The 12,250-nt window shown below is 44.2% G+C and carries 12 protein-coding genes; 11 read left to right on the forward strand and 1 reads right to left on the reverse strand.

Translation table 11 applies throughout. The features are described from left to right. Positions 1-181: 181 nt before the first annotated feature. From ACMXYV_RS03045 to djlA, 3 genes are read left to right on the forward strand one after another with little or no spacing between them, the layout of a single operon-like run. Entirely contained in the window at positions 182-1,234 is a 1,053-nt protein-coding gene (locus ACMXYV_RS03045; RefSeq protein ID WP_415890311.1) for an aminoglycoside phosphotransferase family protein, read from the forward strand. After that, entirely contained in the window at positions 1,231-1,917 is a 687-nt protein-coding gene (gene murU, locus ACMXYV_RS03050; RefSeq protein ID WP_415890312.1) for an N-acetylmuramate alpha-1-phosphate uridylyltransferase MurU, read from the forward strand. The genes ACMXYV_RS03045 and murU overlap by 4 nt, the downstream gene beginning before the upstream one ends. After that, positions 1,907-2,728 (forward strand): co-chaperone DjlA, encoded by an 822-nt coding sequence (djlA, locus tag ACMXYV_RS03055; protein WP_415890313.1) that lies wholly within the window; start codon positions 1,907-1,909, stop codon positions 2,726-2,728. The genes murU and djlA overlap by 11 nt, the downstream gene beginning before the upstream one ends. Positions 2,729-2,737: 9 nt before the next feature. Here djlA and ACMXYV_RS03060 read toward each other — a convergent pair whose 3' ends face one another. Then, positions 2,738-3,874, reverse strand: a complete 1,137-nt coding sequence (locus ACMXYV_RS03060) for a DUF3530 family protein (RefSeq protein WP_415890314.1) — start codon at positions 3,872-3,874, stop codon at positions 2,738-2,740. A gap of 88 nt (positions 3,875-3,962) precedes the next feature. Here ACMXYV_RS03060 and rpe point away from each other — a divergent pair, with 88 nt between their 5' ends. The 8 genes from rpe (at position 3,963) to ACMXYV_RS03100 (ending at position 12,227) form a co-directional block, all read left to right on the forward strand. Next, a complete protein-coding gene (rpe, locus tag ACMXYV_RS03065) occupies positions 3,963-4,640 on the forward strand; it encodes a ribulose-phosphate 3-epimerase (RefSeq protein WP_415890315.1) in 678 nt (225 codons plus the stop codon). Beyond that, positions 4,640-5,314 (forward strand): phosphoglycolate phosphatase, encoded by a 675-nt coding sequence (locus tag ACMXYV_RS03070; RefSeq protein WP_415890316.1) that lies wholly within the window; start codon positions 4,640-4,642, stop codon positions 5,312-5,314. Before rpe ends, ACMXYV_RS03070 begins: the two co-directional genes overlap by 1 nt. A gap of 648 nt (positions 5,315-5,962) precedes the next feature. Next, positions 5,963-7,447 carry an anthranilate synthase component I gene (gene trpE, locus ACMXYV_RS03075; RefSeq protein WP_415890317.1) on the forward strand — a complete coding sequence of 495 codons (1,485 nt, stop codon included), beginning with the start codon at positions 5,963-5,965 and terminating at the stop codon, positions 7,445-7,447. A 46-nt stretch (positions 7,448-7,493) separates the two neighbouring features. Beyond that, on the forward strand, positions 7,494-8,087 hold the full coding sequence (locus ACMXYV_RS03080; protein ID WP_415890318.1) for an aminodeoxychorismate/anthranilate synthase component II: 594 nt from the start codon (positions 7,494-7,496) through the stop codon (positions 8,085-8,087). A gap of 18 nt (positions 8,088-8,105) precedes the next feature. After that, positions 8,106-9,128 (forward strand): anthranilate phosphoribosyltransferase, encoded by a 1,023-nt coding sequence (gene trpD / locus ACMXYV_RS03085; protein ID WP_415890319.1) that lies wholly within the window; start codon positions 8,106-8,108, stop codon positions 9,126-9,128. Between the two features lie 3 nt (positions 9,129-9,131). Continuing rightward, on the forward strand, positions 9,132-9,941 hold the full coding sequence (trpC, locus tag ACMXYV_RS03090; RefSeq protein ID WP_415890320.1) for an indole-3-glycerol phosphate synthase TrpC: 810 nt from the start codon (positions 9,132-9,134) through the stop codon (positions 9,939-9,941). An 18-nt stretch (positions 9,942-9,959) separates the two neighbouring features. Next, positions 9,960-10,367 (forward strand): OsmC family protein, encoded by a 408-nt coding sequence (locus ACMXYV_RS03095; RefSeq protein ID WP_415891418.1) that lies wholly within the window; start codon positions 9,960-9,962, stop codon positions 10,365-10,367. Between the two features lie 222 nt (positions 10,368-10,589). Continuing rightward, positions 10,590-12,227 carry a cache domain-containing protein gene (locus tag ACMXYV_RS03100; protein WP_415890321.1) on the forward strand — a complete coding sequence of 546 codons (1,638 nt, stop codon included), beginning with the start codon at positions 10,590-10,592 and terminating at the stop codon, positions 12,225-12,227. Positions 12,228-12,250: the final 23 nt, after the last annotated feature.

Below are 12,250 nucleotides of genomic sequence, written 5' to 3' on the forward strand. Positions count from 1 at the left end.
AGCATAAGGGGCAGAATGATAAATCATTCTAGGCAGTGAGTGTAGAGTTCTGCAGGGTTTTTGTTGAGAGTTAAGAATTAATGATTAGCGAATGAATTGCTGATCTCTTCTACCTTTTTGGGTTATCTGAGTGTCATAATAGCTTGTTAAAGCATTTAGATGGTTTGTGGGGCGTATTTAGATGGATCTGCGGTATACAGATTTAAAAGAGTGGTTGTTGGACGTTTTACCGGAATTTTCGGGGTTTAATAGTGAAGATTGGCAGCTCGAAACCGTATCAGGTGATGCCAGCTTTCGTCGTTATTTTCGCGCTATATCCGGTAAAAATACTTGGATAGCTGTAGATGCGCCACCGGAGAAAGAAGATAGCCGCCCTTTTATGGAAGTAGCGACAGCGTTGGAGCACACCGGGGTTTCAGTTCCGCATATTCATAATCATGATCTGTCTAAAGGTTTTATGCTTCTTAGCGATTTTGGCAATGATCTTTATTTAGATCAGCTTTCAGAAGAAAGCGTTGATGGGTTGTATGGCGAAGCATTGAAAACCTTGTTGCTGATGCAGAGCTGTCAGCCGGCTCGGGGTAAAGAGTTGCCTTTGTATGACGATGCCTTGCTGCGTCGAGAAGTCGAGCTGTTCCGAGAATGGTTTGTGGAAAAATTACTGGACGTAAAATTAAATGTAGAGGCGCAGCGTTTGGTCTCTTTTCTATTTGATTATCTGATTGATTCCGCTTTAGAACAGCCGAAAGTCTTTGTGCATCGAGATTACCACTCTCGAAATATTATGTATCGCAAGGATCAGGCTCCAGGAATTATCGATTTTCAGGATGCTGTTGAAGGGCCTGTGACATACGATTTAGCGTCTTTGCTACGAGATTGCTATATCGATTGGTCGGATGAAAAGGTCTATGGTTGGGTTGAGGAATATAGGCAGGCCTTGATTGCTAACGGTCAGAATATGCCTGATCGAGTTTATTTTAAGCGTTGGTTTGATCTCATGGGCGCGCAGCGTCATCTTAAAGCTATAGGGATTTTTGCGCGTTTACATATACGTGATGGAAAGTCTGGTTATTTGGCAGATATCCCAAGAACCCTGAATTATCTTATTACAGTGGCGGCTAAAGTTGAGGAGTTAAAGCCGGTTGCGGGATGGATGGTGTCTGAGTTGTTGCCAGCGATGCGTAAGAGTGAGTATTTCGCTGATACTGTTTTGGATAATTGGGTTATGTCATGAAGGCCATGATTTTAGCAGCGGGTTTAGGGACTAGAATGCGCCCTTTAACGTTGAAGACGCCTAAGCCCCTTTTAAAAATCGCTGATCGAGCTTTGATCGAATATCACATTGAGCGTTTGGCTCATGCTGGTATTAAGGAGATAGTGATTAATCACGCCTGGCTTGGTTCTCAAATAGAAAGTTATCTCGGGGATGGGTCTAAATACAGCGTTTCAATTTATTACTCTGCTGAATCTGAGCCTCTAGAAACGGCGGGCGGCATTCGTAAGGCTTTGTCATTGTTGGCGGCTGATGGCGAAAAACAGTTCTTGCTGGTTAATGGTGATGTCTTTACAAACTATCCATTTGAGACATTGCTGGGAGAATCAGATGATTCACATTTAGTCTTGGTGCCTAATCCTGAGCATAACCCTGATGGAGATTTTGGGTTGCGAAGGGGGCGAGTGAATAGTGAAGATGAAATAGGTTATACCTTTAGCGGAATTAGTCGTTTATCTATTGAGATGTTTGAGAGTATCGCGTTAGATGAGAAAGCCCCATTGGCTCCGTTACTTAGAGAACAGATGGCTGAAGGGAAGGTTTCAGGTGAGTTGTTCGAAGGTTTTTGGGCAGATATCGGAACACCTGAAAGATTGGATGAGATAAATAGTTTAGTTTTAGGGAATCAAATTAATGGCCTTTGATGCACAAGAGGCGGGCGCGCAGTTGGGATCAGGAATTAAACGGTACTCCACTTCTATATTGCTGGGTGCAGCGGTAGGTTTGTTCTCTGGTGGTTTTTGGGGGCTGATATTTGGTGGGTTTGTCGGTTACTTGATTAGTCGTGCATTGACTAAAGCGGTGGCTGCCGTAAATCCGCAAGAAGCCTTTTTTAAAGCAACTTTTTCCGTGATGGGGCGTATTGCGAAAGCGGATGGGCGCGTCACAGAAGATGAGATTCAATTTGCTCGAAATGTAATGACGCAAATGCGCTTAACCGATGAGCGTAAGCGTGAGGCGATTGATCTTTTTACTCAGGGGAAAGGTGAAGACTTTGAATTTAGTAAAACGGTAAAGCCGCTTGCAATCCTTTTACGTCATCGACCTACGGTCAAATTGATGTTTATTGAAATTCAATTGCAGGCTGCTATGGCGGATGGCGAGGTAAGTGCGCCAGAACTAAAAATCATTGAAGAGCTTTGTCATCTACTAGAGTTTGGTGCGGATAGCGTTGAAGAGGTAATCGCTCGCGTCAAAGCGCAACGAGATTTTTATCAGCACGGTCAGGCTGGTGTTGATGCGGCTGTGCTGTTGAAAGATGCTTATGCGGTTTTAGGTGTGGATGAAAGCGCATCTGATGCAGAAGTGAAAAAAGCTTATCGTCGCCAGATGAGCCAACATCATCCAGATAAATTGGTTTCTAAAGGGTTGCCAGAGGAAATGATCGAGTTGGCCAAAGAGAAATCCCAGGAAATTCAGGCTGCCTACGAACGAATAAAGACAGCGCGAAAATAAGCGCGTTTTTTAGCCTGGTGCTTGTTCTTTGTTACCTTGCTCTTCCGAAGGGATATCTATACTTCGGCTTTGCTGTTCGGCTTTGATAATGTAGGTGTTGATCATTCCTCGAACATGTTTGAACAACCAAGAGTTATCTTTTTTCCAATTGTCATTGGCTTGCGGTAAACGGCTTTGGTGAAAATTGTTCATACGCTTATGTCGCGCTAATCGTAATCTTCGTTCAGGCGAGTTTTCTCTGTAATTTGGATTTGTCGATCTGCGTGCAGAATGGTGTAGATCGATAATGGTGGTTTTTATCTCTGGTAGAATTTCTAACAGCCGCGGAGCGTTTTCTGTTTTAGAGTCTCGAGCGTCTAATAGGACTAAGCGAAGGTTTTGCTGTTCTTGGTGCTTTTGAACGTATTGTGCAGCCCATGTGGCACCTGTGCCGGCACCTAAAACAAGAACTCTATCGACGCCTTTCTCTTTTTTGAGGTGCTCAAATGCAGTGTTGCCAAGGCGGGTTACGATTTCTTGGTAATTCTCTTTCTTTTCTTCCGGTTCTTGCTCTGTCTCTGCTGGTGCGTTAGCGGCATTTTCCTGCTGATTCGTTGTTGCGTCAGAAGGTGTTTCGGTGTTTTCTGTTGTGTCTTCTTCTTGGGCTTCTGCAGGTTCTGTTGAGTTGTCTTGGGGATTGTCTGAACTCTGAGTGGGTTTTATGGCCGATAAAACCGGTAGCGTACGTTTCGGTAAAGGTGCTTGAGTTGGTTGGGGTAAAAAGACTGCTAATGTATACCAGCCATGATTAGCTAGGCCTGAGCGGATTTGGTTTAGATTTTCGGGCCAGTCCATATGGGTGAGTTCATCCGGGAATATAATGGCGCCACCTTGTGGTATCCCGCTGCCTTCAGTTAAATAGTAACCAAGTAATTGTTCCCCATCTTTTCCGGTATCGAGCTGCAGTACCTGTGTGCTAGGGTCGGGGTGTGATGAGAGCGCTTGGCGAAGATTCTTTTCTCTACTGGGTTCAGTTCTTTCGATAGTAGGTGCTGATGGTTGAGCTGCGCTGGCTGCTTTTTCAGTACCTGCGTTAGCTTCCTCTTCGGCGGAAAAGGCGGCAGAGGAAATCAAACTAAGACTAAGGAGAAGAGAATATAATTTCATTTGAACGATTATGAGTAAGAAGCAGGCTGACAGCAAGATGTCTGCTCCGCTAAAATATGCCTAAATTATTTGTAACTGGAAAATCTCCATGTCTGATTTCAAAATTGCACCATCGATTCTATCTGCCGACTTTGCGCGTTTGGGCGAAGAAGTTGAAAATGTTTTGGCGGCGGGCGCAGATTATGTGCACTTTGATGTGATGGATAATCACTATGTGCCAAATTTAACGATTGGTCCAATGGTGTGTAGTGCACTGCGAAAGCATGGCATTGAAGCGCCAATTGATGTGCACCTGATGGTTAAACCTGTTGATCGTATTATCGGAGATTTTATTGAAGCCGGTGCCAGCTACATCACTTTCCATCCAGAAGGTTCTGAGCATATTGATCGTTCTTTGCAGATGATTAAAGACGGCGGTTGTAAATCCGGTTTGGTTTTCAATCCAGCAACGCCATTGAGCCACTTGGAATACGTCATGGATAAAGTGGATATGGTGCTATTGATGTCTGTGAATCCAGGTTTTGGCGGTCAGAAATTCATTCCAGGTACTTTGGATAAGCTGCGCCAGGCTCGCGAGATGATCAATCAAAGCGGGTGTGATATCCGCTTGGAGATCGATGGTGGTGTAGGTATTGGTAATATTCGTGAAATTGCAGAAGCGGGTGCTGATACGTTTGTGGCTGGTTCTGCCATCTTCAATACAGATAATTACGCTGAGACTATTGCGCAGATGAGAGCAGAATTGGCTAAAGCGAAGATTGCTTAATGCAAGAGCTGTTTGAGGGGCAAAACCCAAAGCTCGTCCTGTTTGATCTAGATGGTACGCTGGTTCATAGCGTGCCTGATTTGGCTCAAGCAATCGATCGAATGCTTGTCGCCATAGAGAGAGTGCCTGCGGGTATCGAAAACGTGGGGCAATGGGTAGGTAATGGTGCCGCAGTTTTGGTACGTCGATCCTTAGCTGGTGATATGGCAGGCGAAGACGTGGACGAATCCCTATTTGATAAGGCTTATGCGCTTTTTCTTGCGTTTTATGCTGAATCCACTTCTGATCGTAGCGAATTGTATCCTGGTGTCCTTGAGTGTCTAGAGTGGATGCGTGAGCACGGGGTTAAGCTCGGCGTAGTCACTAACAAGCCAATCTCGTTTACTCATAGTATGTTGGACGGCTTTGGGATTAGCGATTTCTTTGAGGTGGTTTTGGGTGGAGATAGTCTATCTGAACGAAAGCCTCACCCAATGCCTTTACAAGAAGCAATGAAACGTTGTGGTGCTAAACCCCAAAATACCTTAATGGTAGGGGATTCAGTGAATGATGTGGCTGCTGCGCGAGCAGCGGGTTGTCCAGTGGTGTGCGTGCCATATGGATACAATCATGGTAAAGATATTGCGCTATCAAATCCCGATAAAATTGTCGGGCGTTTAGATCATCTATTTTAAGAATCTTGAGCTTGCGAAATTCAATCTTCGTAAAAAACGATCTTTTATTTAAATAAAATCGATTTTTTATATTTTAGGGCTGGGTTTACTCTTGTAGAAGCTCACAGGTCATTCCCCATTTATCAATGGCTTGTACCGCCAAGTCGCTTTTCTGGCTTGGCTGATTCTTATCACAGCACTTGTATACCCCGCTTGTCGGGGTTTTTTTTGGCCTATTACTTTTGGTGGCGAAGGCTTTTGTATTTTACCGTTACTAAATTTGATTGCATTTTGCGTTGTTCTTTGGGATTAAAAACAGCAAAAGTCCCTAATTAATGTATGAATAGTAGGCGGTGGTAGTTGATTCAAATAGGGTGCTACTATATCTTTTGCTTATTCATAAATTTAATTAAACCTGCCGTGATGCTATTTGCTACAGCGACCGTGAAAAATAATGCTGAAAAAGATCGTCTCCCGTATGTGGGTGAACGATGGCGATGGCGTGCCTGATTTTTAATCAGCAGGCACTGTTAGGGTTGGTTTTTGACGCATAGATAGATATCGCTGCTTTTCCTTCTAGCGCGTTAGTTCATAAAGTTTGTCCCTTCATTTATTTAGTGTCTGCTCAGATCGCCCTTAATATCGTTTTTGGCATTATGAGAAAAAGACATGACTCCTGAATTATTTGCGGAATTAGCCGCGCAGAATTACAACCGAATTCCCGTTACTCGTGAAGTTTTAGCTGATCTGGATACGCCCTTATCTACCTATAAAAAGCTAGCTAATACGGCGTATAGCTATCTTTTAGAATCTGTTGAAGGTGGTGAAAAATGGGGACGTTACTCCATTATTGGCTTGCCTTGCCGGACGATTTTGAAAGTACATGGCGAAAAAATCTCAATTACAGAAGATGGTCAGGTTATAGAAGAGCTAGAGATGTCTGATCCTTTGGGTTTTGTCGAGACATTTCAAGAGCGCTACCGTGTGCCGCAGTTAGAGGGAATGCCGCGTTTTAATGGCGGTCTTGTCGGGTACTTTGGCTATGATTGCGTACGGTATGTTGAGAAACGTTTAAAAAATAGCTGTCCAGAAGATCTGCTGGGCACGCCTGATATTTTGTTGATGGTGTCTGATGAGGTTGTTGTGTTTGATAACCTTGCGGGTAAGTTGATCTTGATCTCACATGCTGATCCAGCTGAAGATCAGGCTTATGAGAAAGCGCAGGCGCGTCTTGATCAGTTGGTAGAGAAGCTTCATACAGCTACGCCTTACGAAGCAACACCGGAAGAACAACAACGCGAAGTATCGGAAACAGAATTTAAGTCCAGCTATGGTGAGCAGGCTTTTAAAGATTCTGTGGATAAAATCAAAGAATACGTTCTTGATGGCGATATCATGCAATGTGTTATCTCTCAGCGCATGTCGATTCCTTTCAAAAGCAAGCCGTTAGATCTTTATCGAGCGCTACGCTGCCTTAATCCTTCCCCTTACATGTATGTGTTAAATCTTGAAGATTTTCATGTGGTTGGCTCTTCTCCTGAAATATTGGCGCGTGTTGAAGATAATCAGGTGAGTGTCCGTCCAATAGCTGGCACCCGTAAACGTGGTTTGACGGCAGAAGAAGACCTAGCGATGGAAAAAGAATTGCTGGCAGATCCGAAAGAGATAGCCGAGCACTTGATGTTGATAGACCTGGGCCGTAACGATGTTGGCCGTGTGGCTGAAATTGGTGGGGTTGAGTTAACTGATAAGATGGTTATTGAACGCTATTCCCATGTTATGCACATCGTTTCGAATGTGAACGGCAAGCTTAAGCCCGATGTTTCTGCGATGGATGTGCTGCGTGCAACTCTGCCAGCAGGTACCTTAAGTGGAGCACCTAAAGTGCGGGCGATGGAAATTATCGATGAAATGGAGCCAGTGAAACGTGGCGTCTATGGTGGTGCGGTAGGTTATCTTTCTTGGAATGGTAATATGGACACAGCGATAGCAATTCGCACAGCTGTTATTAAAGATGAAGTGCTGCATATTCAAGCGGGTGCAGGTGTTGTAGCTGATTCTGTACCACGTTTGGAGTGGAAAGAAACCATGAATAAGGGCCGTGCAGTCTTCAGTGCGGTTGCTATGGTTGAGCGAGGCTTGGATAATCTATGATATTGCAAAATCAATCAGCTAATTTCATCTTATTAGGGGCTGAATAATGTTATTAATGATCGATAACTACGATTCGTTCACATACAACGTAGTTCAGTATCTGGGTGAGCTTGGTGCTGATGTGCGTGTTTATCGTAATGATGAAATTACGATTGAAGAGATTGAGGCGCTGAATCCGGATCATCTTGTGATCTCTCCAGGCCCATGTACCCCAAATGAGGCGGGGGTTTCCGTGGCTGCGATTGAACGCTTTGCAGGTAAGTTACCAATTTTGGGTATCTGCTTAGGTCATCAGAGTATTGGTCAGGCTTTTGGTGGCGATATAGTGCGAGCAAAGCAGGTTATGCACGGTAAAACTTCTCCTGTTCATCATGAAAACACAGGTGTATTTGAAGGGTTGGCACAGCCAGTAGAAGTGACTCGTTACCACTCTCTTGTTATTGATCAAAATACGCTTCCGGATTGCTTGGAAGTTACCTCTTGGACTCAAGATAAAGAGGGCAATATTGATGAGATTATGGGTGTTAGGCATAAGACTCTAGATATTGAGGGAGTGCAGTTCCATCCTGAATCTATTTTGACAGAGCAAGGCCATGATTTATTGGCTAACTTCTTGAAACGCGGCAAGCCTGCAGCCTGAAATTACTAAGGATAATCAATGGATATTAAACAAGCATTAGCTTTGGTTGTGGATCGTCAGGACCTTTGCCAAGAAGATATGCGTGCTGTGATGAATCAAATCATGACAGGGCAAGCGACCGATGCACAGATTGGTGGTTTGCTAATCGCTTTGCGTATGAAAGGCGAGACAGTAAATGAAATAACTGGTGCTGCTGATGCAATGCGATCTCTAGCAACGCCTGTTGATATAAGTGTGCCGAACGCTGTTGATATCGTAGGCACCGGTGGAGATGGCGCGAATCTATTTAACGTTTCTAGTGCTTGTTCTTTTGTTGTTGCTGCCGCTGGTGGCTATGTTGCTAAACACGGTAATCGCTCTGTCTCTTCCAGCTCGGGTTCTGCTGACTTGTTAGAAACCGCCGGCATCAATTTAGAGCTTAAGCCTGAAGAAATTTCGCAATGCATTGAGAAGGTTGGTTTGGGCTTTATGTTTGCGCCTCAGCACCATAGTGCAATGAAACATGCTATCGGTCCTCGTAAAGAGATGTCCCTAAGAACCTTATTTAATATCTTGGGGCCTCTGACTAACCCGGCAGGTGTTAAGCATTACCTGTTGGGTGTGTTTGACAAAACGCTTTGTCGTCCTCTTGCTGAAACTTTGCAGGCATTAGGTGCAGTTCATGCGATGGTTGTGCACGCGGCAGAAGGCTTGGATGAAATTAGTTTAGCTGGTGATACCTATGTTGCTGAACTAAAAGCTGGTGAAGTGAGTGAGTATACCTTGACTGCTGAGGATGCGGGTCTTAGCAAGCAAACGCTAGATGGTTTGCAGGTAAATAGCTCTGCTGAAAGTCTGGGAATGATTCAGGCGGCTTTTGCCGGTGAGCATACCAAGGCGGTTGATATGATTGCTATCAATGCTGGCGCAGCTCTCTATGTTTCGGATCAGGCTGCGAGCCTTAAAGAGGGCGTGGCGTTGGCTAAAGAGACGATTTTAAGTGGTGCGGCTGCATCTAAAGTTAAAGAATTGGCTGACTTTAGTCAGGCGTTTAAGGGTTAAAAGATGTCAGATACACCAACGATTTTAAAGAAAATTCTTGCCCGTAAAGCGCAAGAAGTTGCGGAGCGACAGCCAAAAATTTCCATAGCCGATCTTAAAGCGCGTATAGCGGACCAGAAGGGGAGTGATTTTGATCCTCGTGGTTTTGTTGCGAATATGGAGAAGGCGATTGCTGAGGGGCGTTCTGCGGTTATTGCTGAAGCTAAAAAGCATAGTCCATCTAAAGGGTTGTTAAGAGATCCGTTTGTGCCAGCGGATATTGCTAAATCTTATGAGTTAGGTGGCGCAAGTTGTTTGTCGGTTTTGACGGATAAAGATTATTTTCACGGTAGCGAAGAATATCTGATGCAGGCGCGTGCAGCCTGTTCTTTGCCGATTATCCGTAAAGACTTTATTGTTGATCCATACCAGGTGTATGAAGCGCGTGCTATCGGTGCTGACTGCATTCTGCTGATTGTATCTGCCTTAGAAGATCAGCAAATGGCAGATCTCAATGGTTTGGCGCTTGAATTGGGAATGGATGTGTTAATTGAAGTCCATGGTGCTGATGAGTTAGAGCGTTCCCTTCCGCTAAATAATAAGCTGGTTGGTATTAATAACCGAAATCTGCATACCTTTGAGGTGACGTTAGATAATACCTATGATTTGCTGAGCTCTATTTCAGAAGATCGAATTGTGGTTACTGAAAGCGGTATCCATAGTCGCGAAGATGTTCAGGCAATGCGCGAGCATAATGTTCATAGCTTCTTAGTAGGTGAAGCTTTTATGCGTGCTGAAAATCCAGGCCAAAAATTAAAAGAATTGTTTGAGTAAGGTTGTAACTTTATGAGTATGAGTGCCAAGGTTAAATGGGATGGTGATGTGCGTTTTCAAGGCACAACTGGTTCTGGCTTTGATCTAATGATCGATGGTGAGCTGAAACAGGGGCCTCGTCCTATGGAGCTTATGCTTCTGGGGCTAGGTGGCTGTACTAGCTATGATGTTGTGGGGATTTTGAAAAAAACGCGTCAAGATGTGGTTGATTGCGTCGCAGAAATTGAGTCTGAGCGTGCTGACGAAGTACCAGCAGTCTTTACTAAGATTCACGTAAAATTTGTTGTTAGTGGTCGTGGCTTAAATGAGAAAAAGGTTGAGCGAGCTGTGAAATTGTCAGCTGAACAATACTGCTCTGCATCACTAATGCTTGAGCGAGGTGGTGTTGAAATTACCCATAGCTATGAGATTGTTGAAGTGGAATAGTCTCATTTTTTGGTGCTTTTCCTGATAAAGGGCTGCTTTTTAGTGGCCCTTTTTTATTTTTTACTGGAGTCTCACTGTTTATCCGCTATATTAGTTGCAATGTTATTTAGTTAGTTGCTTGTTTTTTAAGGTTATTGTTGCCCCTTTTTGATGGATGTAGGGTTTGGTTTTTATCTCCTAAAAGGGCTTGTATGGGTAAGATTTAGGGGATTTGGTGGGGCGATGCGCTTATCGATATCTAAAACGTTGGCTATAGGCATAGTTACGCTGCAGATTGTAACAGTCTGTGTGATCTTGGCCTCATCCTACATCACCACTGAGCAGGTCCTAATAGGCCATGCTCAAAAATTAATGCGCAATTTATCGCGCGAAGTTATTCAGCACTCTGAAGAGTTTCTTTCTCCTGCACGTTCTGCTGTTAGTTTGACCCAGAGCTTGGCTAGGAATGAGGTTGTAAGCGAAGAGCGTCCAGATGAGATGGAGCAGTATTTCTTCGAACAACTTATGTTGTTTCCCCATATTGCTGGCATCTATTACGGTAACCTCGATGGGGATTTCTATTTTGTGCGTAGAAGTTCTGAAATAAGCTCATACCAAATTAAGCGTATCAATGAAGAGCCCGGGCAGAGAACTGTCGTTAACCGTTGGTTCGGACCAGATCAGGAGTTGGTTAAAACAGCTGAAGACCCGTTCGACTCTTATGATCCAAGAACGCGGCCGTGGTTTACGAAAGCCTTAGGAGAAAGGCGGCAGACCTGGACAGATCCTTATCTGTTTTTTACCTCCCAAACTCCTGGGATTACCGTGGCGAGTCCCGTGTTTACTAAAAATGGCGAACTTATCGGGGTTGTTGGAGTGGATATCGACCTATCAGCTCTATCAGATTTCTTGGGGTATCTGGAATTAAGTGAACATGCCTCTGCGTTAATTATGAATAATAACGGTGATGTGATCGCGCACCGTAACCTTCAGGGTACCTATGCTCAGAATGAAGAGGTGAAGCGTCTGTTGAAGGTGGGGGAGCTTAGTAATAAGGCAACTCGGGCGGCCGTTGATTCGCTTGAGCGTTCACCGGGTTGGTATGTATTGAACACAGCAGTTAATACTAGCTATATGCACGAAGGGAAAAAGTACCATGCTGTATTCACACCGTTTTCAGATAATTGGCCTTGGCTCTTGGGTCTATATGTGCCTGAGGACGACTTCCTTACAGAAATTAAAGCAAATCAAAAATTTAACTTTATCGTTGCTGGAGTAATAACCTTAGTTAGTTTGATTGTTGGTATCTGGTTTGCGCGCTCGTTATCTCGTCCAATTATTAGATTGCAGAAGAGTGTTGAATCTGTGAAAAAGGGGCAGCTAGAAGTCAATATCGATGCTGGTGCAAGTATTTTTCATGATATTTCTGATACGACGCATGCATTCAAGGGTTTGGTGAGTTTCCTGAAAGACAATCAGCAAAAAAGTGACGCCTTGAGAAAACGTTTGACTCAGCAGGCTCACTTTATGGAAGCGGTTTTGGCCAATATTGATAGCGGTGTTGTTGTTTGTGATGTAGAGGGGCGTTTTGTTTATTCGAATCGTGTAGTCAATCAGCTTAGGGGCTTGGCTGAAGGTGCTCACCTTGAGCGCTTTGAAGATGCGCCCTTTAAACTGTTTGCGGCAGATGGTGTAACTCAGTTGGATAAATCCCAATGGCCAATATTTAGAGCGTTGAATGGTGAGCACATATCAAATCTAGAGATCGTTATTGTTTCGAATACGAGTGAGCCTAAACGTGTTTATATTAGTGGTCAGCCGCTATTTGATACCTCCGGTGAGAAGCTGGGCGCTTATGTGTCGATGCACCAAGTGAGTTGAAAGTTCTAAATGCCTTCCTCGCT

Source organism: Neptuniibacter sp. SY11_33 (assembly GCF_047778025.1).
Classification (GTDB): Bacteria; Pseudomonadota; Gammaproteobacteria; order Pseudomonadales; family Balneatricaceae; genus Neptuniibacter.